The sequence below is a fragment of the Isoalcanivorax indicus genome, from assembly GCF_003259185.1.
Taxonomy (GTDB): domain Bacteria; phylum Pseudomonadota; class Gammaproteobacteria; order Pseudomonadales; family Alcanivoracaceae; genus Isoalcanivorax; species Isoalcanivorax indicus.
On sequence record NZ_QGMP01000001.1, the window covers coordinates 1,244,831 to 1,267,588 of the forward strand.

Consider the following 22,758-nt stretch of genomic DNA (forward strand, 5'->3'; position numbering starts at 1 on the left):
AGCAGTGGCATCATACCCACCTTGAAATCAGACGGAGTCTTTGATGAACATCACCATTTTCGGCACAGGTTATGTGGGCCTGGTCACGGGAACCTGCCTGGCGGATGCGGGCCATAACGTGCTGTGTGTGGATGTGGACGAGGCCAAGGTCACGGCCCTCAAGCAGGGGCAGATCCCCATTTACGAGCCGGGCTTGGCGCCCATGGTCAGCCGCAACGTGAAGGAAGGCCGACTGGGCTTTACCACCGATGCGGCGGAGGGGGTCAACTTCGGCACCCTGCAGTTCATTGCCGTGGGCACGCCGCCGGACGAAGACGGCTCGGCGGACATGAAGTATGTGCTGGCGGTGGCCAACACCATCGGCGAGCACATGCAGGACTATAAACTGGTGGTGAACAAGTCCACGGTGCCCGTGGGCACGGCAGACCGGGTGCGCGAGGCGGTGGCCGGGGCGCTGGCGGCGCGTGGCGCCACGCTGGACTTTGATGTCTGCTCGAACCCGGAATTCCTGAAGGAAGGGGCGGCGATCGAGGACTTCACCAAGGGCGCCCGGATTGTGGTCGGCACCGATTCAGAGAAGGTCGAGGGGCTGATGCGTGAGTGCTACGCGCCCTATAACCGCCATCATGAGAAGCTGATCTTCATGGATATCCGTTCGGCGGAGCTGACCAAGTATGCGGCCAACGCCATGCTGGCCACCAAGATCAGCTTCATGAACGAGATGGCCAATCTGGCTGAGCGGCTGGGGGCGGACATCGAGCATGTGCGCCATGGCATCGGGTCTGATCCGCGCATTGGCTATCACTTCATTTATCCCGGTTGTGGCTACGGTGGTTCCTGTTTCCCGAAGGATGTGCAGGCGCTGGAGCGTATCGCGCGCGGTGTCGGCTATGAGGCGAAGATTCTGGCCGCTGTGGAAGCGGTGAACGACCGCCAGAAAGAGACGCTGTTTACCAAGTTGTCGGCGGCGTTTGATGGCGACCTGAAGGGTCGTAACATCGCTGTGTGGGGGCTGTCGTTCAAACCCAATACGGATGACATGCGTGAGGCGCCGAGCCGCACGCTGATGGAAGCGGTATGGGCGGCCGGGGGCCGGATTACGGCCTACGACCCGGAAGCCATGAAGGAAACCCGCCGTATTTACGGGGAACGGGAAGACCTGACCCTGGTGGAGGACCGCAAGGCAGCGCTGGAAGGGGCCGACGCGCTGGTGATCTGTACCGAGTGGAAGGAGTTCCGGGTGATGGATTTCGCGACGTTGAAGAAGACCCTGAAAACTCCGGTGCTGGTGGATGGTCGTAATTTGTTTGATCCGGAGACGGTGAAGGCGGCCGGGTTGATGTATTACGCCGTGGGTCGCGGGGACAGTGTGAGCCGCTCATGAAAATTCTCGTCACCGGCGCCGCCGGCTTTATCGGATTCCATGTGGCCCGCACCTTGCTCGCTGATGAGCATGAGGTGGTGGGCCTGGATAACCTCAATGACTACTACGAGGTGTCGCTGAAACAGGCGCGCCTCGACGGCCTGGCGCCGTACCCGAACTTCCGCTTTGTGCAGCAGGACCTGGCCGACCGCGACGCCATGGCGGCGCTGTTTGCAGAAGAGGGCTTTGACCGGGTGGTGCATCTGGCGGCGCAGGCCGGGGTCCGTTATTCGCTGGAAAACCCGATGGCCTATGCCGACAGCAACCTGACGGGTTTTCTGACCATTCTGGAAGGCTGCCGCCACCACAAGGTGGAGCATCTGGTTTATGCGTCGTCCAGCTCGGTGTATGGCGCCAACGAAACCATGCCGTTTTCTGAACACGACAACGTGGACCATCCGGTGTCGCTGTATGCTGCCACCAAGAAAGCCAACGAGCTGATGGCGCATACCTACAGCCACATTTACGGGCTGCCCACCACCGGCTTGCGCTTCTTTACCGTGTACGGTCCCTGGGGCCGGCCGGACATGTCGCCGATCCTGTTTGCTCACGCGATCAGCCAGGGCAAACCGCTGAAGGTGTTCAACTATGGCCAGCACAAGCGCGATTTCACCTATATCGACGATATCGTCGATGGCGTGCTGCGGGCCCTGAACCGTATTCCGGAGGGCAATCCGGACTGGAGCGGTCTCAAGCCAGACCCGTCCTCCAGCCGTGCGCCCTGGAAGGTCTACAACATCGGCAACAGCCAGCCGGTCGAGCTGCTGCGCTACATCGAGCTGATGGAAACCGCCCTGGGCAAGACCACAGAAAAAGAGCTGCTGCCCTTGCAGCCGGGCGACGTGGAGCACACCTATGCCGACGTGACGGCGTTGCAGCGGGATACCGGCTATGCTCCACAAACAAGTATCGAAGAGGGGGTCCGCCGTTTTGTCGAATGGTATCGAAGCTACTACCGCGTTACTGATTGAACCGCTGGCGCCGGTTCGCCGGGATGACTGTCTGCATTGTGCCGCGCGTATCTGCTTTCCGGACGGAAGAGAGGACACGCTCTGGTTCGAGGTGGCACCGGACACGCCGGTGACCTCGCTCGCCGACCCGTTCCTGGTGGCGATGCTGTTCGAGGGCATGGCCCGGAATGTGCCGGTGCGGGTCAAGGGGTCTGTCTCGGCAGGCCTGCTGTATCGCCTGGAGGAGTTCATGGCGGTGTGGGCGCAGTTTGTGCCCGCTCGTTACCATCGCGTGGCGCTGGAGGTGGATCAGGTGGTTGCCGATCCGCCCCCTGCCCGGGCGGCGTTGTCCACCTTTTCCGGCGGTGCGGACAGTTGCTTTACCGCATTTCGTCATGCGCAGGGTGACCCGCGCTACCCGCGGATTGATGCGGGACTCATGGTACATGGGCTGGATATCCCCCTGGATGATCCTGCTTTCGCGTCGGCGATGGCGTCGTCCGCGCAGATGCTGGCCTCGCTGGATATGTCGCTGGTGTGGGTTCGTACCAATATCCGGTCGGTGAACCGGCAGCGCTGGGGCTATATTTTTGCTACGGCACTGGCAGCCTGCGGACATCTGCTGTCGCCCGCTTTCGGCCGATTGTATATCCCGTCATCGTTTGCGCTGTCTGCGGGGGAGCTGGTGAACGGGTCCAACCCGCTGTCAGATCCGATGCTTGCGTCAGAAGCGCTGCAAATTGTGCATGACGGCGCCACCCATACGCGTGCCGTGAAGTTGCGGACTATCAGCGAGTGGCCAGCAGCCATGCAGGGGTTGCGTGTTTGCTGGGAAGGGGCGCAGCGTGACGCTAACTGCTGCCGCTGCGAAAAGTGTATTCGCAATATGCTCAACTTCCAGCTCGAAGGGTTGCCAGTGCCGCCCGCGTTCCCCTTGCCGCTGACGCCGGAGGCCATCCGCTCTCTGAAGCTGGGTCCTACCGAAGTGATTATCTGGAAGTTGCTCAACCGGAGCGCTCGGGGCGATGAGCGCCTGCCTGCGCCAATCCGGGCGGCGATCTCGGATGTGACACGGCGGATGAGTTGGCGTAACGCGACCAAGCGTTGGAGCCGCCGCTTGCGGGGCCGCCATGTTTGACCAGTATGCCGACATCTTTGAGCGCCGGGGCGCGCAGTACACAGCCGCTATGGCCCAGTGCCCGCAGGCGCGCCGCGTCGAGTTCGAGCAGGCGCTGATCACCGCAAGGGTAGGCAACGCTGCCTGCCATTTGCTGGACGTGCCTGCCGGCGGTGCCTGGCTGAGGGACATGATCCCCGGGGGACCGGTTGGACACGAAGTGCGCTACACCGCTGTGGAAAGCACGGATGGGTTTATTCAGCGATTGGCACCTGATGCCCGCCCGGCGCTGGTGCTGGCGGAGGATTTGACCCGAATCCCCTTGCCGGACGCGTGCGCTGACCGGCTGGTGTCGCTGGCCGGGTTGCATCATATCGAGCAGCGTGGCCCGGTATATTCGGAAATGCGGCGGCTTATGAAACCGGGTGCGGTAGCCTGCATTGCGGATGTGCAGGCGGGCACGCCCACGGCACTTTTCCTGAATGGCCCGGTGGACCAGTTTTGCCCTATGGGCCATCACGGGTTGTTCCTGGATGATGCCGATACCGGGCTGTTGCGGCAGGCCGGATGGCACATTCAGGAGGATCAGCTTCTGGATGTGGCCTGGCGCTTTGCCTCGCTCGCCGAAATGGGTTCATTTTGCCGGCTGTTGTTCGGTCTGGATAATGCGCCCGATGATGAGGCAGTGATTGAGGCTGTTGTCGCTGGCCCGGGTGTCAGCACAGAAGGTGATCAGGTACTGATGCATTGGCCGTTGCGCTTTATCTGCGTAACGGTGGACTGACAGAGCGATGTGACAGGAGCAGTGATGATTCGAAAGGCTGTATTGCCCGTAGCGGGCCTGGGCACCCGTTTCCTTCCGGCGAGCAAGTCGATCCCGAAGGAAATGATTACCGTGGTGGACATGCCGGTGATCCAGTATGTGGTCAACGAAGCCGTAGCCGCCGGGGTGCGGGAGATCGTGCTGGTGAACCACTCGGCCAAGGCGGCGATCGAAAACTACTTCGATGTGCACTATGAGCTGGAAACCGAGCTGGAGAAGAAGGGCAAGCAGAAGCTGCTGGAGGTGCTGCGCTCGATTGTGCCGCCAGACGTGCGGGTGATCAGCGTGCGCCAGGGCAAGCCGCTGGGCCTGGGCCATGCGGTGCTGTGCGCCCGCGAAGTGATCGGTGATGCCCCCTTTGCGGTGCTGCTGCCGGATGTACTGGTGGACAACCATGCGACGCCGGGGCAGACGGATCTGGGTCACATGATCAAGGCGTTCGAGACAAGCGGGGCGTCGCAGATCATGGTGGAGCAGGTGCCCCGTGAGCGGGTGGACCAGTACGGCATCGTGTCGCTGGACGGCGCGGCACCGGGGGCGGGTGAAAGCACGGCCATGACCGGGGTGGTGGAGAAGCCGGCACCGGATGAAGCGCCGTCGGATCTTTCGGTGGTGGGGCGTTACGTCTTGCCCGCGCGGATTTTCGAGTTGCTGGCGGAAACAAAGCCCGGTGCCGGCAACGAGATCCAGTTGACCGATGCGATTGCGGCGCTGATTCAGGAGCAGCCGGTGCAGGCCTATCGGATGACGGGCAAGACTTATGATTGTGGTAGCAAGGCAGGGTATTTGCAGGCGACCCTGGCGTACGCGGCGCGGCATCCCGAAGTGGGTGATGCTTTCAGGGCGCTGGTGCGGGAATATTGCTGAAACACTTTGAGGAGACCCCATGCACCTGGACGTTTACGGCGACACGCTCTGCGCGCTGGTGACCGCCACCGCCATGGCTTCCAGTGGCCATCATGTGGTGCTGCGCTCGCCCGGCGGCGGGCGCTTCGCGGAAGCGGTGGAGGCGGGGCAGTCGCTGTATCGTGAGCCTGGCCTTGAGCGCCTGCTACAGGAGCAACTGGCCGAAGGGCGGCTGCGCTGGGGGGCACTGGATGAAGCGCCGGGTCCGGAAGTGCGCGCCATTTTTCTGGCCTTTGAGCCGGAACATGAACCGCAAGCGCGTGACGTGCTGGTGCAACTGGCGCAATCCGTAGCCCCGGGCCTGGTGGTCATCAACCAATCCGCCTTTCCGGTCGGCACCACGGAAGAATTGCAGATGCTGTTTCCGGTGGGCGCGGTGGTATGCCTGCCGGAATTCCTGCAGGAGGGCGCTGCGGTACAGAGCTTTGTGCGCCCGGCGCGCCTCTTGCTCGGTTGTGATGATGCCAAGGTGGAGTTGCTGGTGCGCGAGGTGTTCCGGCCCTTCAACCGGTTGAGTGATCACTTTCTGGTGATGCGCCCGCGCGAGGCCGAGTTCTCGAAACTCGCGATTACGGGCATGCTGGCCACCCGCGTCAGCTTCATGAACGACATGGCCAATCTGGCGGACACCCTGAATGTGGATATCGAACAGGTGCGCAAGGGCGTGGGGTCAGACCCGCGCATCGGCGAGGCGTACCTGTATCCGGGTTGTGGCTTCGGTGGGCCGGGATTGTCGCGGGATGTGTTGAGCCTGGCGAATACGTTGCAGGCCCGTGGTATCGATTCGGAGCTGCTTGGCCAGGTGATGGCGATCAACGAGCGCCAGAAGGAAGTGATGTTTCGCAAGCTGTGGGTGCATTACGGCCGTGATCTGGCGGGCAAGGTGGTGGCGGTCTGGGGGGCGGCGTTCAAGCCGGGCTCGGGCCGCATCGACAATGCGCCGATACTGCGTTTGCTGGAGGCGCTGTGGGCGCAGGGTGTGGTGGTGCGTGTGCACGACCCGGAAGCCTTGCCGGCGTTGACGGCGTTGTATGGTGAGCGGGACGACCTGATCCTGTGTTCTCAGCCTTATCGCGCGGCGGAAGGGGCTGACGCCCTGATGCTGGTGACGGAGTGGAAGGCGTACTGGAGCCCGGATTTCGCCCGTCTGGCACAACTGATGCGGGCGCCGGTGTTGCTGGACGGCCGTAATATCTATGATCCTGAATTTGTGCACGCCAACGGGTTTGCCTACTACGGCGTGGGGCGCCAGGGACCAAGTAAATGAAGTGGAATGATCTGAAGGCCCATGCCGATGATCTGTCGCAGCGGCATCTGGCTGACCTGTTTCAGGACGATCCGCGGCGTTTCGAGCGGCTGCATCGGCGTGTCGGGCCACTGCTGCTCGATCTGAGCAAGCAGCGCCTCAACGGTGACACCCTGGACCGGCTGACCACGCTGGCGGATGCCAGTGACCTGCGCGGCTGGATCCATCGCATGTTTGCCGGTGAGGCGATCAATTGCACAGAGAACCGGGCGGCCATGCACTGGGCGCTGCGGGCCCCGGAAGACAGCGACATGGCGGCGCCGGAGATCCGCGCTGCCGTGCACACTGAATTGGCCCGCATGGCGCGCATTGTCGACAAGCTGCATGCCGGGCAGTGGCGTGGCTACACCGGCGAAGTGATTACCGATGTGGTCAATATCGGGGTCGGCGGGTCTGACCTGGGGCCGCTCATGGTCAGCCGGGCGCTGGAAGATTTTACGGCGCCGACGCCGCAGGGGTTGCAGGTGCATTTTGTGTCGTCCATGGACGGCAGTCAGGTGGCGCACCTGCTGCGCCAGCTGCGCCCGCAGACCACGCTGTTCATCATTTCGTCCAAGTCGTTCACGACCGTGGATACCTTGTACAACGCCGAGACTGCGCGTACCTGGATGCAACGCGCGTTGGGTGAAGATGAAGCGGTGGTGCGGTGTCATTTTCTGGCGGTGTCCAGCGCACAGGAAAAAGTCGCGGCCTGGGGCATTGCCGAAGAAAACCGCCTGCAATTATGGGACTGGGTGGGCGGTCGTTATTCGCTCTGGTCGGCCATCGGTCTGCCCGCCGCGCTGCGCATCGGCATGGATCGCTTCCGTGAGTTGCTGGCCGGGGCGCATTTCATGGATGAGCATTTCCGCACCACGCCGTGGCAGGACAATCTGCCCGTGCTGATGGCGCTGGTGGGGGTCTGGAATACCAATCTGCTGAATATCCATGGCCATGCCATCTTGCCCTATGACGGTCGGCTGAAGTATCTGCCGTCTTATCTGGAACAGCTGGAAATGGAATCCAACGGCAAGTCGGTGACCCGTGACGGGAATCCGGTGACCACGCGGACCTGTCCGATTCTGTGGGGCGATGTGGGGCCCAATGCCCAGCATGCGTTCTACCAGCTGCTGCATCAGGGTACCGAGCCGGTGACCTGTGACTTTATTGCCCCGGCACTGCGTTATCACGAAGACGTGCATACTGATGCCGCGCGTGAGCTGGTGCGTCAGCACGAGCTGGCGCTGGCCAATTGCCTGGCCCAGTCGCGCTTGCTGGCGCTGGGTGAGGCGGCGTTGCCGGAAGGCGAGCAGATGCCGTTCTACAAGCGTTATCGTGGCAATCAGCCGAGCACCACGCTGATGATGGATGAATTGACGCCGTACAGTCTGGGCGCCATGTTGGCGGCTTATGAGCACAAGGTGTTCGCGCAGGCGGTCATGTGGCAGATCAATCCGTTTGACCAGTGGGGGGTGGAGATGGGCAAGAAGATTGCCACCGATACCCTGGCCGCGTTGCGTGATGGCGAGGCCGTCAGTATGGATGCCTCGACCGAAGGGCTGCTCGCTTTTATTCGCAAACCGGGTGGGTGAATCGGCCTCCACCACACTACCCCCAAAAACAGGTACCTGGATTTATGAGCAATGTCCCCCTGACCCCCGGCATCTTCCGGGCCTACGATATTCGCGGCATCGTCGGTGAAACGCTGAGCGAAGAGATTGCCCGCCAGATCGGCCGGGCCGTGGCAGCGGAAACCCGGGCAGCGGGTGAGACCGCTGTTGCGGTGGCTCGCGATGGCCGCCTGTCGGGGCCATCAATCAGCGCGGCGCTGATCGACGGCCTGCGTGCGGGCGGCTGCGATGTGGTGGATGTGGGCATGGTGCCCACGCCGGTGCTGTACTACGCCACCTTCGAGATTGAAGGCGTGCGCTCGGGGGTGATGGTCACCGGCAGTCACAATCCGCCGGACTACAACGGCTTCAAGATCGTCATTGCCGGGCAGACGCTGTCCGGCGAGCGTATACAGGGCCTCTACAACCGCCTGGTCAACCAGGACCTGAGTGAAGGGCAGGGCACGCTGGGCCATGTGGATCTGCGTGAGCAGTATCTGGAGCGCATCACCTCGGATGTGCATCTGAAGCGCCCCCTCAAGGTGGTGGTGGATACCGGCAACGGCGTGGCGGGGGAACTGGCACCGGAACTGATGAGGCGGCTGGGCTGTGAGGTGGTGTCGCTGTTTACCGAGATCGACGGCACCTTCCCGAACCATCACCCGGATCCGGGCGAGCCGGAGAACATGGTTGACCTGATCCGTACCGTGAAAGAGACCGGCGCTGATCTGGGGCTGGGCTTCGACGGCGACGGCGACCGGGTGGGGGTTATTACCCCGTCCGGTGAGCTGATCTACCCGGATCGGTTGATGATGGCTTTTGCCGAGGACGTGCTGTCGCGGGTACCGGGCGGGCGTATTATCTATGACGTCAAGTGCACCGGCAGCCTGGCCACGGTGGTCAGCGAGTTGGGCGGTGAGCCGGAGATGTGGCGCACCGGCCACTCGATCATCAAGGCGCGCATGAAGGAAACCGGGGCGCCGCTGGCCGGGGAAATGAGTGGCCACATCTTCTTTTCCGAGCGCTGGTACGGCTTTGATGACGGGCTCTATGCCGCGGCGCGCATGCTCGAGATTCTGGCCGGGCAGGGCGCCGACGCCGACGGCTTCTTCAAGCGCTATCCGCAGAACCCCAGTACCCCGGAGATCACCATCAAGGTGGCCGAAGAGAACAAGTTTGCCATTGTCGAGCGCCTGATTGCCGACGGCGACTTCGGCGACGGCGAGCGCAATACCATCGACGGTATCCGGGTGGATTACGCCGATGGCTGGGGGCTCTGCCGGGTGTCCAATACCTCGCCCAAGCTGGTGACCCGCTACGAGGGGCACACCGAGGCGGCCCTGAAGCGCATTCAGGGGGTGTTCGAGGCCAATATCAGGGCGGCCATGGATGCGGTGGGGGGCTGACCCACCCCCTGCTTCCACCCCGGAATTCCTGTATCATCCTGCTCCTGCCGCCACGCAGGGGCCTTCACGTTCGACTGTAGAGACCAGTAACCATGGTACTTCCAGAGCACCGCATGACCCATCTCCAGGCACTGGAGGCGGAGTCTATTCACATCATTCGCGAAGTGGCCGCCGAGTTCGATAACCCGGTGATGCTGTATTCCATCGGCAAGGACTCGTCGGTGATGCTGCACCTGGCGCGCAAGGCGTTTGCCCCGGGCAAGCCGCCGTTCCCGCTGATGCACATCGACACCACCTGGAAGTTCCGCGAGATGATCGCCTTCCGTAACCGCATGGCGGAGGAAGCGGGTATGGAACTGCTGGTGCATACCAACCAGGAAGGCGTGGCGGCCGGGATCAACCCGTTCGATTACGGCAGCGCCAAATACACCGACATCATGAAGACCCAGGCGCTGAAGCAGGCGCTGTCGATGCATGGTTTCGATGCCGCTTTCGGCGGCGCGCGCCGCGATGAAGAGAAGTCCCGCGCCAAGGAGCGGGTCTATTCGTTCCGCGACCGTCATCACCGCTGGGACCCGAAGAACCAGCGCCCGGAGCTGTGGAACCTGTACAACGGCCGCATCAACAAGGGCGAGTCGATCCGTGTGTTCCCGCTGTCCAACTGGACCGAACTGGATATCTGGCAGTACATCTATCTGGAGAATATCGAGATCGTGCCGCTGTATTTTGCCGATACCCGCCCGGTGGTGGAGCACGACGGCATGCTGGTGATGGTCGACGACGACCGCATGCCGCTGGCGGAAGGCCAGGTGCCGAAGCAGATGGACGTGCGCTTCCGCACGCTGGGCTGCTACCCGCTGACCGGCGCCGTGCCGTCCAGCGCTCGTACCCTGCCGGAAATCATTCAGGAAATGCTGGTGGCGCGTACTTCTGAGCGTTCCGGCCGTGCCATCGACCATGATGAAGCGGGTTCCATGGAGAAGAAAAAGCGGGAGGGCTACTTCTGATGTCTTACGAAGCCCCCAAGATCGACAATATCGAAGATTACCTGCGTCAGCACGAGCAGAAGGACATGCTGCGCTTCATTACCTGCGGCAGCGTGGACGATGGCAAATCGACCCTGATCGGTCGTCTGCTGCACGACAGCAAGATGATCTTCGAAGATCAGCTGGCTGCGATTACCCGCGACAGCACCCGCCATGGCACCACCGGCGAGCAGGTGGATCTGGCGCTGCTGGTGGACGGCCTGCAATCCGAGCGTGAGCAGGGCATCACCATTGATGTGGCCTACCGTTTCTTTGCCACCGATCACCGCAAATACATCATTGCGGATACGCCGGGGCACGAGCAGTACACCCGCAATATGGCCACGGGGGCTTCCACTGCCCAGGTGGCCGTGCTGCTGATCGACGCGCGCTATGGCGTACAGGTGCAGACCCGTCGTCACAGCTTTATCTGCTCGCTGCTGGGCATCCGTCATTTCGTCATCGCCATCAACAAGATGGACCTGGTGGACTTCAGCCAGGCGCGCTATGACGAGATCAAGCAGGAATACGAGGCCTTTGTGGCCCAGTTGAATGTACCGGACGTGCGTTACGTGCCGATGTCGGCGCTGACTGGCGACAACGTGGTGCATGCCAGCGAGAAGATGCCCTGGTTCCAGGGTGAGCCGTTGCTGGCGTTGCTGGATCACCTGCCCGTGGATCGCGATGAGCCGCTGGGCCGCTTGCGTTTGCCGGTGCAGTACGTCAACCGCCCGAACCTGAACTTCCGCGGCTACTGCGGCACGCTGGCGGCCGGCCTGCTCAAGCCTGGCCAGGCGGTACGTGCACTGCCTTCGGGCAAGACTTCCACGGTCAAAGCCATCGTGGCCTGGGAAGGGGAACTGCCGGAAGCCCATCCGGGCCAGGCCGTCACCGTGACCCTGAACGACGAGATCGACATCTCCCGGGGCGACATGCTGGTGGCCGCCGACGACGACATGGACATGGGCCATGCCTTCATGGCGCATCTGGTGTGGATGCACGAGCAGCCGCTGCAGGTCGGCAAGACCTACGACTTCAAGATGGGCACCACCTTCACCAGCGGTACCATCACCGAGATCCGTCACCAGATCGACGTGAATACGCTGGAAAAAGGCCCGGCCGACGGCCTGACGCTGAACAGCATTGCCCTGTGCCGTTTGCAGCTGACCCGCCCGGTGGCGTTTGATCGCTATCGCGATTGCCGGGCAACTGGCAGCCTGATCGTGATCGACCGGCTGACCAACGTGACGGTGGGTGCCGGCATGGTGGACGACATTGCCGAGCCGCTGAGCGCCCAGGCCCAGTTGCCAGAGATCACCGCTGAAGCCCGCGCCCGGCGTCTGGGCCAGCAAGCTGTCAGGGTTGCCCTGAGCGGGCCGGATGCCGGGGCGCTGGCCGCATTGGTGGAGCGTGTGCTGTTTGCCGCAGGGGCGTTGCCGGCAGTGGCCGCGGAGCATGATGCGGCGCCGTTGCTGGCTGCGGGCCTGATCGTGATCGTGCCCACGGAGGCCGGGGCGGAGCGTCGCCTGCAACTGCGTTGCGGTGAGCGTGACATCATGGTGTCGTCACTGCCGTTGTCGCTGGACGAGGCTGCCGAGCAGGTGTTGACGGTGTTCCGGGAGCACCGGCTGCTGGGTTGAGGCCGGATCACGGGTTCTGGCGCGGCCTGGGTCACAGGTTCTGCCAGAACCCGGTCATGATTCCGTAAAATGCCCTCTGTACCGTGCAACGGTCGGGGCGGATGCTTGTCCAGAAGGGGGGCAGAGGATCTGGGGTGTGAAGGTTGTGTGATTGACTTCTCAGTCACACAGTGACACTCTTCTCGGTTGTGGCGATCTGGTCGCGACAACGTGTATGCACGGAGGCATCTGCTATCCATGGAGCAGTTCGAGCGTTATCACCACTGGCTAATCAGCCTGCCCAGGTACATCAAACAGCTTCTTATGGTGCTCGCAGACCTGGTGGCCTTGCCGCTGGTGTTTGTGGTCGCTTACGCCGTGCGTGTTGGCGATGTCTTGCCCACCGTGGCCCAACCCTGGCTTATCCTCCTGGCACCGCTGATCACGGTGCCGTTTTTGTATGTGTCGGGGCTGTATCGCGCCGTAGTGCGCTATCTGGGAGGTGAAGCGGCGATCGCCATTTTCACCGGCATGGCCATGGCGGCCGTGGTGCTGGCCGCATCCGGCAGCCTGCTGGGTCTGGAGGGCACGCCGCGTTCCGTCTTCATCATCTATGCCGTCTTCGGCATGCTCTGGCTGGGGGCCAGCCGTTTTCTGGTGCGGCGCTATCTGTTCTGGGCGCTGCATGTGCGCGAGCGGCCCGAGCGTGTGGCGATCTTCGGTGCCGGAACGTCCGGTATCCAGCTGGCCATGGCGCTGGCCAATGGCCGTCAGTACTCCCCCACGGCGTTTGTCGATGATCAGCGCGAGGCGCAGGGCAGCCTGATTCAGGGTTTGCCGGTGCTCAATCGGCAGGGCCTCCATAATTACGTGAAGCAAGGCAAGGTCGAAACGGTGCTGCTGGCGATGCCATCAGCGACTCGCGCCCAGCGCCTGCGAGTCATCACCTTCCTGGAAAAGCTGCCGGTGAAAGTGAAGTCGGTGCCGTCCATGTGCGACATCGTGTCCGGCAAGGCGAGCATCGAGCAGATCCGGGATGTGGCCATCGAGGATCTGCTGGGCCGTGACCCGGTGCCGCCGCAGGGTAATCTGCTCGGCGCCTGTATCGCTGGCCGCAACGTACTGGTGACCGGGGCAGGGGGCTCCATTGGCAGTGAACTGTGTCGGCAGATCATCCAGTTGAACCCGCGTCGGCTGGTGCTGGTGGAACATAATGAGTTCGGCCTTTACAGCATGGAGCGCGAACTGACGGAGCTGGCGGCGCAGCAGGATATCGAAATCGTTGCCGTGCTGGGTTCTGTGGTGGCGCGTGGATTGCTGGAAAGCGTGTGCCGTCGTTATGGCATCCAGACCCTGTACCACGCGGCGGCCTACAAGCATGTGCCGATTGTCGAGATGAACCCGTCGGCTGGCGTGCGTAACAACATCATCGGGACCTTTTCGGCTGCGGAAGCCGCAGAAAATGCCGGGGTCGAGCGCTTTATCCTGGTGTCCACCGACAAGGCGGTGCGCCCCACCAATGTTATGGGGGCGACCAAGCGTTTTGCTGAACTGATCCTGCAAGGTATGGCGTTGCGCGGCAGCAATACGGTCTTTTCCATGGTGCGTTTCGGCAATGTGCTGGGTTCATCCGGTTCCGTGGTGCCGCTGTTCCGCGAACAGATTCGCCAGGGTGGGCCGGTCACGGTTACACACCCGGAAGTCACCCGCTATTTCATGACCATTCCGGAGGCTTCGCAACTGGTGATCCAGGCCGGGTCCATGGCGGAAGGCGGTGAGGTGTTCGTGCTGGACATGGGCGAGCCGGTGCGCATTTTTGATCTGGCCACCGCGATGATTCACCTGATGGGCTATTCAGTGCGTGATGAGCAGAATCCCCTCGGTGATATCGAGATCCACTTCAGCGGCTTGCGGCCCGGCGAGAAGCTGTACGAAGAACTGTTATTCGGCGATGACGGCGTCGGCACACGCCATCCGATGATCATGCAGGCCCGCGAGGAGGCGCATCCCTGGGCGGTGATCGAGAAGGCGCTGGATCAGTTCCGCATCGCCCTGGAAGTGGGGGATGAAGCCGCCATGCGTCAGTTGCTGCGCCGCTATGTCATGGGCTATGCCCCGGCAGCTCACGACCAGCCTGAGCTGCCCGCAGCCCCCTCCCGCCGTGATGAGGTTGATGCGCCGCGCGCTGCCTTGCATTAATGCGCGTCACGCACTCATAAATCCCGCCTCGCGAATCTTCTCGATCTGGTCGCGCAATTGCGCGGCCTGCTCGAACTCCAGATTGCGCGCATGCTCCAGCATTTTCGCTTCCAGTGCGGCAATATCTTTGGCCGCCTGGGCCGGGTCTGTGGGCATGGCGTAGGCGGCGGCCTCTTCGGCCACGGCTTGCTTGCGGCCTCTGCCGCGCTTGCCGCCCGTGCCGGTGCTGTAGGTGTCCTCGATGATATCCCGCACGCGCTTGTTCAGCGCGGTCGGTGTGATGCCGTGTTCCTCGTTGAACGCGATCTGCTTTGCCCGGCGCCGCTCGGTTTCGTCCATGGCCTTGGCCATCGACTGGGTGATCTTGTCGGCATACAGGATGGCGCGACCGTTCAGGTTCCGGGCCGCCCGACCCATGGTCTGGATCAGCGAGCGCTCGGCTCGCAGGAAGCCCTCCTTGTCGGCGTCAAAAATCGCCACCACGGCCACCTCGGGCATGTCCAGCCCTTCGCGCAGCAGGTTGATCCCCACCAGCACGTCGAACTTGCCCAGACGCAGATCGCGGATCAGCTCGACTCGCTCCACGGTGTCCACATCGGAATGCAGATAACGCACGCGCACACCGTGCTCCTGCAGAAATTCCGTCAGATCCTCGGCCATGCGCTTGGTCAGTACGGTAATCAGCACCCGCTCGTCGCGGGCGACGCATTCGCGGATTTCACCGAGCACGTCATCCACCTGGGTGGTGGCCGGACGCACCTCGATCTGCGGGTCCACCAGGCCGGTGGGGCGCACCACCTGTTCCACCACCTGGCCGGCATGTTTCTCTTCATAGGGGCCGGGCGTGGCCGAGACAAAAATCATCTGCGGCGCCAGCGCTTCCCATTCCTCGAATTTCAGCGGCCGGTTGTCCAGTGCCGAAGGCAGGCGGAAACCGTATTCGACCAGGGTTTCCTTGCGCGAGCGGTCGCCTTTGTACATGGCGCCGATCTGCGGCACGCTGACGTGGGATTCGTCCATCACCAGCAGCGCATCGTCGGGCAGGTAATCGAACAGCGTCGGTGGTGCCTCGCCCGGTGCGCGCCCGGAAAACAGCCGTGAGTAGTTTTCCACCCCGTTGCAGTACCCGAGCTCCTGCAACATCTCGATATCGAAACGGGTGCGTTGCTCCAGCCGCTGGGCTTCCACCAGCTTGTTATTATTGCGCAGCACCTCCAGGCGTTCGCGCAACTCCTCCTTGATCATCTCGATGGCCTGCAACACCGTTTCGCGCGGTGTCACATAGTGGCTCTTCGGATACACCGTGATGCGCGATACCTTGCGCAGGATTTCGCCGGTCAGGGGGTCGAAGATGCTGATCGATTCGACTTCATCATCAAACAGCTCCAGGCGCACGGCTTCGCGCTCTTCGTCTGCCGGAAAGATGTCGATGACATCACCGCGCACGCGGTAGGTGGCACGGCGAAAATCCATTTCGTTGCGGGTATATTGCAGCTCGGCCAGACGGCGCAGCAGCGCACGCTGATCGATGTGATCGCCACGTACCACGTGCAGCACCATGCTCATGTAGCTGTTCGGATCACCCAGACCATAGATGGCGGATACCGAGGCCACGATGATGGTGTCACGCCGCTCCAGCAGCGCCTTGGTGGCCGACAGCCGCATCTGCTCGATATGCTCATTGATCGCCGAATCCTTCTCGATAAAGGTATCCGACGAGGGCACATAGGCTTCCGGCTGGTAGTAATCGTAATAAGAGACAAAATATTCCACCGAATTCTCGGGGAAGAATTCACGGAATTCACTGTACAGCTGTGCCGCCAGTGTCTTGTTGGGCGCCATCACAATGGTCGGCCGCTGCAGCGTCTGGATGACGTTGGCGATGGTGTAGGTCTTGCCCGAGCCGGTCACCCCCAACAGGGTCTGGTGCGCCAGGCCGTCATTGAGCCCTTCCACCAGGGCGGCAATGGCCGTGGGCTGGTCCCCGGCGGGGCTGTACTCGGCGTGTAGCCTGAAGCCCGCCGCTGTTGCTGAATCCTCTGCCATTCCGCACAGACCTCTGTTCAGGTAAGATTACGCGCGCTTGTCCTTGACTCAACCCATGACTCAACATATCGAGGAGTCCATGTCCGAACTGAAGCTGTCCGACCGCGTACAACGCATCAAGCCCTCACCGACCCTGGCTGTTACCAACCGCGCCGCCGAACTGCGGGCGGAAGGGAAGGACATCATTGGCCTGGGGGCTGGCGAGCCTGATTTCGACACGCCGGATCATATCAAAGAAGCCGCTATCGCGGCGATCAAGGCCGGCAAGACCCGTTACACCGCCGTTGACGGTACCCCGGGCCTGAAGAAGGCCATTATCGCCAAGTTCAAGCGCGAGAACGGCCTTGAGTACGCCGCCAACCAGATCCTGGTGTCCAGCGGCGGCAAGCAGAGCTTCTTCAACATGGCGCTGGCGTTCCTGAACGACGGCGACGAGGCGGTGATTCCGGCGCCGTACTGGGTGTCCTACCCGGACATGGTCCTGGTGGCCGGCGGCGAGCCGGTGATCATTGAGACCCGCATCGAGAACCGCTTCAAGATCACCCCGGAGCAGCTGGAAGCGGCGATCACGCCGAAGACCCGCCTGTTCGTCATCAACAGCCCCTCGAACCCGTCCGGCGTGGCCTACACGGAAGAGGAGCTGAAGGCGATCGGCGATGTGCTGCGCAAGCACCCGGACATCCTGATTGCCACGGATGACATGTACGAGCACATCCTGTGGACCGGCAAGCCGTTCGTGAACATCGTCAATGCCAACCCGGACCTGTGCGACCGCACCATCGTGCTCAACGGTGTGTCCAAGGCCTATAGCATGACCGGCTGGCGGATCGGCTATGCGGGTGGCCCGGCCAAGCTGATCGGCGCCATGAAAAAGGTGCAGAGCCAGAGCACGTCGAACCCGGCGTCCGTCAGCCAGGAAGCGGCTCAGGCGGCACTGGAAGGCGATCAGGGCTTCATCGCCGAAATGGGCAAGGCCTTCAAGGAGCGCCATGATTATCTGGTGGCGGCGCTGAACGATTTGCCTGGTGTGACCTGCCTGCCCGGCGACGGTACCTTCTATGCGTTCCCGGACTTCAGTGAAGCCATCAAGGCAGGCGGCTACGAGAACGATCTGGCGCTGGCGGATGCGCTGCTGGAAGCGGGTGTGGCGCTGGTGCCGGGTTCCGCTTTTGGTTCTCCGGGCTGCATGCGGCTGTCGTTCGCTGTGAGCCTGGACACGCTGAAAGCAGCCATGGCGCGCATTGAGGCGGCACTGACCAAATAAGCAGCAAACGATCTCCCCGGGTGTTGACCCGCCCGGGGTGGATCACTACTATACGCGCCTCAAGACATTCCGCCTTAGCTCAGTCGGTAGAGCAACTGACTGTTAATCAGTGGGTCGCTGGTTCGAGCCCAGCAGGCGGAGCCAAAAACGGAAAAGCCCGGCATGCCCGGGCTTTTTTGTGCCTGTCTGTTTTTGGGTGTTTTCCATTTTTTATTGGTGTGGGGGTTGTGGCCCTCGGGGGGCGGGTATGGGGTTTCAGGACACGCCGTAAATCCCCTGCGGGCCCGGCCCGCCATCACAGATGACGTGCGTTCGACTGCGCGCGACGCATGCGTCGCAAGACGCTTGTCTCACCCCTGTAGGCTTGCGTTCGGCATCCATGCCTCTCGACAGTCCTGAAACCCCATACCCGCCCCCCGAGGGCCATCACGCGCAGCCCGGTTAATAACTTCCAGCCAACTGAGGGTCTGGTTCCTCCATCCTGTTGCTACCTGCTACCAGGTGGCGTCCTGGCCGTTGGCACCGAACTGAGGCCTTGGGAAGGGAGTCCCCCTCCCCAAGGCCGGGCTACGAAGCACCACCCAGCCAGCCGCTGAGCCCCAACTCCCGATCCCCATCCCGCCGCTCCCGAACCTCATGATCAAGAATAATCAGCGTACGGCCACGCTGCTGCTGGCGGACCCAGGCAGCGGCGCGGGCGCGGGTAGTGGCGTCCAGGCCGCGCCAGGGTTCGTCGAGGATGACGGCGTCGCTGCGTTGCAGCAGGGTGCGGATCAGGGCGATGCGGCGGGTTTCGCCGCCGGACAGGGCGCGGCCGTTCAGGCCGACCCAGGTGTCGAGGCCGGTTTCGGGGTCGGTATCCGGCAGCAGGTCGTCGAGTCCCACGGCGCTTAGCGCCGCGCACAAGGTGCGATCATCCACCTCCGGATTGGCCAGGGTCAGGTTGTCGCGCAGGGTGGCCGACAACAGCGGCGCGTCCTGTGGCATCAGGGCGATGCGGGCCAGACGTTCGGTTTCCGGCAGTGTCTCCAGCGGCGCCCCCATGAAGGTGATCTCGCCGGACTCGGCAGGCAGCAGGCCGCAGAGCAGGCTGGCGATGCTGCTTTTGCCCTGGCCGCTGGCCCCGGTCAGGTGGAGGACGTCGCCGGGGTGCAGGGTGAGGTCCTGGTTGCGGAGCAGGGGACGGGTGGCGATGCCTCGGCGCAGGGTGATCTGGTGGAGCGTCCAGGTGGTGGAGGACTGACCTGCATGCGAACCCTCCCGTCGGCCGGGTTGAGCGCCGCCTGCGGGGGTGGCCCCGCCCGGGGGAAGCAGGCGGCGGATGGCGGCGTGGGTGAAGGGGAGTTGTTGCCAGGCGCGGGCCAGGCCGGCCCAGAGGCCGCCGAGGGCAAGCAGGCCGATCAGTAGCAGGGCCAGTTGCGGGGCGCTGGGGTGGCCGCTGAGCAGCAGGCGGCTGGCGAGCCAGAGGGCGGTGATCAGGGCGCCGCTGAGCAGCAGTTGCAACAGGGCTTCGCCGTTGGCAGCGCGGCGGTGCAAACGATGCTCGGCCAGGGCGTTGTCAGCTTCGCGGCGCAGCCAGCGTTGCAGTTGCTGGTCGTTGTTGTCGGCGAAGTAGAGTTCGCGGTGGCTGTCGAGCAGGTGCAGCAGGTCGCGGCGGTTGCGCTGGCGGTGCAGGGCATAGCGCAGGTGGCGCTGCTGATGCAACTGGGCCCAGGCGGTGCAGGCCAGGGCCAGGCTGGCCAGTAACAGGCTCACCAGCAGGGCAAAGCCGGGCCCGGCCAGCAGTCCGGCCACCAGGGCGAGGCCCAGCGTGGCGATCACGGCGGACAAGGTGGGCAGCAGCAAGCCGGCATGCACGTTTTCCAGCGCCTGGACATCCTGCATCAGGCGCGTCTGGGTGCTGGCCCGGCGTTGTGTCAGCAACTGGGCAAAGGGCAGGCGTGCGGCCCGGGCAAACAGGGTCTGCCGCAGGCGCGCCATGATGCGGAAGATGGCCTCGTGGGCCAGCAGGCGTTCGCCGTAACGGCTGACGGTACGCAGCACGGCAAAGGCGCGAATGGCGGCGCCCGGGGCAAAGATTTCCAGGGTGATGGCCGCCCCGGCTGCGGCCGCGAGTCCGGCCAGGGCGCTGGCGGTAATCAGCCAGCCCGCACTGGCCACCAGGGCGATGGCGGCGCCTGCGGCCAGCAGTGCCAGGGCGACGGCGGCCAGGCTCCAGCGCCGTCGTCCTTTGTCCAGACTGAGCAGGAAACCCCAGTGGCGGGTGGCGCGACTCATGATGACGCTCCCGGTACCGTGCCCAGATCATCCAGGGCCAGGTGCCTGTCGGCGGCGTCGGCGGCCCGTTGGCTGTGCGAGAACAGGATGATGGTGGTGTCGCCTGCGCGGGCGCGGAGGGCGCGCAGGATGGCGGCCTCTGACTCGCTGTCCAGACTGGCGGTGGGCTCGTCCAGAATCAGCAGGCGCGGTGCCGGAAACAGGGCGCGGGCCAGGGCGACGCGCTGGCGTTCGCCGCCGGACAGGCCGGCGCCGTCTTCCCCCAGCCGGGTATCCAGGCCGTCGGGCAGGGCCTGCACCACGGCCTCGAGGGCGCAGTCGCTCAGCAGCGTGTCCAGCCGGACGGCGGTAGGCCCGGCAGGGGCGATATTACTGCGCAGGCTGCCGGCGGACAGGCGCGGTGACTGATCCAGCCAGGCGAGATTGGCGCGCAGCGTGTGCACGGGAATGTCGCGCAGGGGAATGCCATCAATACGCAGGGCTTCGCCGGCATCCTGAAAGCCCGCCAGCAGGCTGGCCAGGCTGCTCTTGCCGATGCCGGAAGGGCCGGTAACGGTGAGCCATTCGCCGGGGGCGACGTGCAGGTCGATACCCTCGCGCAGCACCGGGTGACCGCCGGGGGCACGCAATGTCAGGTGCTGGAGGTGTACGGATGGCGGGCGCTCCCAGTGTGGCGCCCGGGGGGCGGCGCCGGTATGCGGTTCGACACGGGTGTCATCCAGGAGCGGTGTCAGGTCGGCCATGGCCGCGAGGGCGGCGGCACGATCATGGTAGTGCTGGCCGAGGTTGCGCAGGGGGGCGAAATATTCCGGTGCCAGCAACAGGATCACCAGGGCCGCACTGGCGGTAAGGTTGGCGGCCGGGCCCCAGGTGAGAAAACCGAGCAATGCCATACCGATATAAATGGCGACGCTGGCGATGGCGATCGAGGCGAAAAATTCGAGCACAGCGGAGGACAGGAAGGCGACGCGCAGCACGCGCATTGCGGCCTGGCGCCACTGGTCTGTGACGTCGCCGACGTCATCGACCGCACGCTCCAGTGCGCCGCTCAGACGCAGCAGCGGCAGGGCGCGCAGCCGGTCCAGGAAGTGGTCACCGAGACGTGCCAGTTGCCGTTGCTGCTGCTCTGCCAGATTGGCCACGCCCATGCCGATGATGGCCATGAACAGAGGGATCATCGGCGCGGCAAACAGCAGCAGGGCACCGGCCAGCCAGTTCTGGCTGAACACCAGGACCAGGATCAGCAGAGGTTGCAGCGCGGCGGCGTAGAGGGCGGGCAGGTAATTGGCGTAGTAGGGCTGCAGCAGGTCCAGTTGTTCGCCCAGCCGGGTGGCCAGTTGGCCGCTGCCTTCGGCGCGCCGTTGTCGCCAGGCCGGGTCCATGGCGCGACGCATCAGGGTCTGGCGCAGTTGGTGACTCAGCCGCAAGCCGAGCTGGCTGGCCAGTTGTTCTCGCAGACGCAGCAGGGTCGCGCGGGCCAGCGCCAGCAGGGCCAGCGCAATAAAGACGCTGGCCGCGGGCATGGCGGGCTGCACCACCAGCGCCGCCAGGGTCACTGCCAGCAGCCACAGGAAACCGACCAGCGCGCTGGCTTCGGCCGCGACACAGGCGGCCAGTAACAGATGCCAGTGACGTGGCATCAGGGCACGCAGTCGCTGCCCGGCAGCGCGCCAGCGTGAGGCCTCCTGGTTGTGGCGCGCAGCAAGCAGCGCAGGCTCCATGGCGGGGCTCGTGGTGGTCAATGGGTCATGGGAACAAGGCGCCACCGGGTGGGTGGCGCCAACCGTGCAATCACAAACCGGTCAGTGGCCGTAGCCTGTCTTGCCGGACACCTTGCCGCGGAAGACCCAGTAGGTCCAGGCGGTGTAGCCCAGCACGATGGGAATCACGAACAGGAAACCCAGCAACAGGAACAGTTGCGAACCGGGGTCGGATGCCGCCTCGTGGAAGGTGTAGGTCGGCGGCACGGCGTAGGGCCATTTACTGATGGCCATGCCGAGCAGGAACAGGGCAAAGATCAGCAGCGTGCACAGGAAGGGCACTACTTCCTTGCGTTGCATCAGCGCTCGCAGGGCTGTCGCGGCCACGATCAGCGTCAGGACCGGGAAAATCCACAGCACGCCGAGGTTATCCAGCCAGCGCGCCATGACGCGCTCGTGGGCCAGCGGGGTCCAGATGCTGACGATCAGGAAGAACAGCATCAATGTGGCCAACAGCTTAGGCGCCAGGCGGTAAGCCCAGGCCTGCACCTCGCCTTCGGTCTTGATGATGGTCCAGGTCACGCCGAGCAGGGCATAGCCCACTACCACGCCAAGCCCGGTCATGACGGTAAAGGGGGTCAGCCAGTCGAAGGCGCCACCGACATATTGCATGTTCTCGGTGTTGAAGCCCTGGATATAGGCGCCCACCACGGCACCCTGTGCAAACGCCGCGACGGTGGAGCCAAGGTTGAAGGAGTAATCCCACAGGTGCCGGTTGCCCCGTGCCTTGAAGCGGAATTCGAACGCCACGCCGCGGAAGATCAGCCCGGCCAGCATCAGGAAGACGCCGATATACAGGGCGGGCAACATCACGGCATACATCAGCGGGAACGCGGCCAGCAGGCCGGCGCCGCCAAGAATCAGCCAGGTTTCATTGCCGTCCCATACCGGGGCCACGGAGTTCATCATGTCATCGCGGGCCTGGTCGCCGGGGGCGAAGGGAAACAGGATGCCCACCCCCAGATCGAAGCCGTCCATGATGACGTACATGAAGATGGCGAAGGAGACGATGCCCACCCAGATCAATGTCAGATCGATCAATTCCATG

Annotated in this window: 16 protein-coding genes and 1 tRNA gene; 13 read left to right on the plus strand and 4 right to left on the minus strand. The window is 63.4% G+C overall.

From position 1 onward, the window contains the following. Window positions 1–43: 43 nt before the first annotated feature. The 11 genes from DKW65_RS05775 (at window position 44) to DKW65_RS05825 (ending at window position 14,363) form a co-directional block, all read left to right on the plus strand. On the plus strand, window positions 44–1,384 hold the full coding sequence (locus DKW65_RS05775; RefSeq protein WP_111656364.1) for a UDP-glucose dehydrogenase family protein: 1,341 nt from the start codon (window positions 44–46) through the stop codon (window positions 1,382–1,384). Beyond that, window positions 1,381–2,394: an NAD-dependent epimerase gene (locus DKW65_RS05780; RefSeq protein WP_111656365.1), complete on the plus strand. Its 1,014-nt coding sequence runs from the start codon at window positions 1,381–1,383 to the stop codon at window positions 2,392–2,394. Before DKW65_RS05775 ends, DKW65_RS05780 begins: the two co-directional genes overlap by 4 nt. Continuing rightward, the gene (locus tag DKW65_RS05785; protein WP_162925733.1) at window positions 2,354–3,511 is read left to right on the plus strand and encodes a hypothetical protein; all 1,158 of its coding nucleotides are present in this window, start codon (window positions 2,354–2,356) and stop codon (window positions 3,509–3,511) included. The genes DKW65_RS05780 and DKW65_RS05785 overlap by 41 nt, the downstream gene beginning before the upstream one ends. Beyond that, window positions 3,504–4,274: a class I SAM-dependent methyltransferase gene (locus tag DKW65_RS05790; protein WP_111656367.1), complete on the plus strand. Its 771-nt coding sequence runs from the start codon at window positions 3,504–3,506 to the stop codon at window positions 4,272–4,274. The genes DKW65_RS05785 and DKW65_RS05790 overlap by 8 nt, the downstream gene beginning before the upstream one ends. A 24-nt stretch (window positions 4,275–4,298) precedes the next feature. Beyond that, window positions 4,299–5,180 carry a UTP--glucose-1-phosphate uridylyltransferase GalU gene (galU, locus tag DKW65_RS05795; protein ID WP_111656368.1) on the plus strand — a complete coding sequence of 294 codons (882 nt, stop codon included), beginning with the start codon at window positions 4,299–4,301 and terminating at the stop codon, window positions 5,178–5,180. A gap of 19 nt (window positions 5,181–5,199) precedes the next feature. Continuing rightward, window positions 5,200–6,486: a UDP-glucose dehydrogenase family protein gene (locus tag DKW65_RS05800; protein ID WP_111656369.1), complete on the plus strand. Its 1,287-nt coding sequence runs from the start codon at window positions 5,200–5,202 to the stop codon at window positions 6,484–6,486. Continuing rightward, window positions 6,483–8,096 carry a glucose-6-phosphate isomerase gene (pgi, locus tag DKW65_RS05805; RefSeq protein WP_111656370.1) on the plus strand — a complete coding sequence of 538 codons (1,614 nt, stop codon included), beginning with the start codon at window positions 6,483–6,485 and terminating at the stop codon, window positions 8,094–8,096. The genes DKW65_RS05800 and pgi overlap by 4 nt, the downstream gene beginning before the upstream one ends. 44 nt (window positions 8,097–8,140) lie before the next feature. Next, window positions 8,141–9,520, plus strand: a complete 1,380-nt coding sequence (locus tag DKW65_RS05810) for a phosphomannomutase/phosphoglucomutase (RefSeq protein WP_111656371.1) — start codon at window positions 8,141–8,143, stop codon at window positions 9,518–9,520. Window positions 9,521–9,612: 92 nt separating this feature from the next. Next, window positions 9,613–10,527: a sulfate adenylyltransferase subunit CysD gene (gene cysD, locus DKW65_RS05815; RefSeq protein WP_111656372.1), complete on the plus strand. Its 915-nt coding sequence runs from the start codon at window positions 9,613–9,615 to the stop codon at window positions 10,525–10,527. Then, complete coding sequence (cysN, locus tag DKW65_RS05820; protein WP_111656373.1) at window positions 10,527–12,185, plus strand: sulfate adenylyltransferase subunit CysN; 1,659 nt, start codon at window positions 10,527–10,529, stop codon at window positions 12,183–12,185. The genes cysD and cysN overlap by 1 nt, the downstream gene beginning before the upstream one ends. Window positions 12,186–12,488: 303 nt before the next feature. Next, complete coding sequence (locus DKW65_RS05825) at window positions 12,489–14,363, plus strand: polysaccharide biosynthesis protein (RefSeq protein WP_245932404.1); 1,875 nt, start codon at window positions 12,489–12,491, stop codon at window positions 14,361–14,363. Window positions 14,364–14,369: 6 nt separating this feature from the next. Here the strand turns inward: DKW65_RS05825 and uvrB are convergent, their stop codons facing one another. Further along, window positions 14,370–16,409: an excinuclease ABC subunit UvrB gene (gene uvrB, locus DKW65_RS05830; protein ID WP_111656375.1), complete on the minus strand. Its 2,040-nt coding sequence runs from the start codon at window positions 16,407–16,409 to the stop codon at window positions 14,370–14,372. Window positions 16,410–16,488: 79 nt separating this feature from the next. Here uvrB and DKW65_RS05835 point away from each other — a divergent pair, with 79 nt between their 5' ends. Further along, window positions 16,489–17,673, plus strand: coding sequence for a pyridoxal phosphate-dependent aminotransferase (locus DKW65_RS05835; RefSeq protein WP_111657539.1), 1,185 nt, complete (start codon window positions 16,489–16,491; stop codon window positions 17,671–17,673). Window positions 17,674–17,741: 68 nt separating this feature from the next. After that, window positions 17,742–17,817, plus strand: a tRNA-Asn gene (locus DKW65_RS05840). A 423-nt stretch (window positions 17,818–18,240) separates the two neighbouring features. On the opposite strand, the gene DKW65_RS05845 is transcribed toward DKW65_RS05840, so the two are convergent. The 3 genes from DKW65_RS05845 to cydB all read right to left on the minus strand — a co-directional run bounded on the left by DKW65_RS05845 (window position 18,241) and on the right by cydB (window position 22,757). Then, entirely contained in the window at window positions 18,241–19,950 is a 1,710-nt protein-coding gene (locus DKW65_RS05845) for an amino acid ABC transporter ATP-binding/permease protein (protein WP_111656376.1), read from the minus strand. Continuing rightward, complete coding sequence (gene cydD / locus DKW65_RS05850; protein ID WP_111656377.1) at window positions 19,947–21,671, minus strand: thiol reductant ABC exporter subunit CydD; 1,725 nt, start codon at window positions 21,669–21,671, stop codon at window positions 19,947–19,949. The genes DKW65_RS05845 and cydD overlap by 4 nt, the downstream gene beginning before the upstream one ends. Window positions 21,672–21,752: 81 nt before the next feature. Further along, window positions 21,753–22,757: a cytochrome d ubiquinol oxidase subunit II gene (gene cydB / locus DKW65_RS05855; RefSeq protein WP_111656378.1), complete on the minus strand. Its 1,005-nt coding sequence runs from the start codon at window positions 22,755–22,757 to the stop codon at window positions 21,753–21,755. Between the last annotated feature and the right edge of the window lies 1 nt (window position 22,758).

Excerpts from the sequence above, each read along its gene's own strand:
- cydB (WP_111656378.1), bottom strand. The coding sequence starts at position 22,757 with ATGGAATTGATCGATCTGACATTGATCTGGGTGGGCATCGTCTCCTTC.
- uvrB (WP_111656375.1), bottom strand. The coding sequence starts at position 16,409 with ATGGCAGAGGATTCAGCAACAGCGGCGGGCTTCAGGCTACACGCCGAG.
- DKW65_RS05835 (WP_111657539.1), top strand. The coding sequence starts at position 16,489 with ATGTCCGAACTGAAGCTGTCCGACCGCGTACAACGCATCAAGCCCTCA.
- DKW65_RS05845 (WP_111656376.1), bottom strand. The coding sequence starts at position 19,950 with ATGAGTCGCGCCACCCGCCACTGGGGTTTCCTGCTCAGTCTGGACAAA.
- cysN (WP_111656373.1), top strand. The coding sequence starts at position 10,527 with ATGTCTTACGAAGCCCCCAAGATCGACAATATCGAAGATTACCTGCGT.
- cysD (WP_111656372.1), top strand. The coding sequence starts at position 9,613 with ATGGTACTTCCAGAGCACCGCATGACCCATCTCCAGGCACTGGAGGCG.
- DKW65_RS05775 (WP_111656364.1), top strand. The coding sequence starts at position 44 with ATGAACATCACCATTTTCGGCACAGGTTATGTGGGCCTGGTCACGGGA.
- cydD (WP_111656377.1), bottom strand. The coding sequence starts at position 21,671 with ATGGAGCCTGCGCTGCTTGCTGCGCGCCACAACCAGGAGGCCTCACGC.
- DKW65_RS05780 (WP_111656365.1), top strand. The coding sequence starts at position 1,381 with ATGAAAATTCTCGTCACCGGCGCCGCCGGCTTTATCGGATTCCATGTG.
- DKW65_RS05810 (WP_111656371.1), top strand. The coding sequence starts at position 8,141 with ATGAGCAATGTCCCCCTGACCCCCGGCATCTTCCGGGCCTACGATATT.
- DKW65_RS05825 (WP_245932404.1), top strand. The coding sequence starts at position 12,489 with ATGGTGCTCGCAGACCTGGTGGCCTTGCCGCTGGTGTTTGTGGTCGCT.
- pgi (WP_111656370.1), top strand. The coding sequence starts at position 6,483 with ATGAAGTGGAATGATCTGAAGGCCCATGCCGATGATCTGTCGCAGCGG.
- DKW65_RS05800 (WP_111656369.1), top strand. The coding sequence starts at position 5,200 with ATGCACCTGGACGTTTACGGCGACACGCTCTGCGCGCTGGTGACCGCC.
- galU (WP_111656368.1), top strand. The coding sequence starts at position 4,299 with ATGATTCGAAAGGCTGTATTGCCCGTAGCGGGCCTGGGCACCCGTTTC.
- DKW65_RS05790 (WP_111656367.1), top strand. The coding sequence starts at position 3,504 with ATGTTTGACCAGTATGCCGACATCTTTGAGCGCCGGGGCGCGCAGTAC.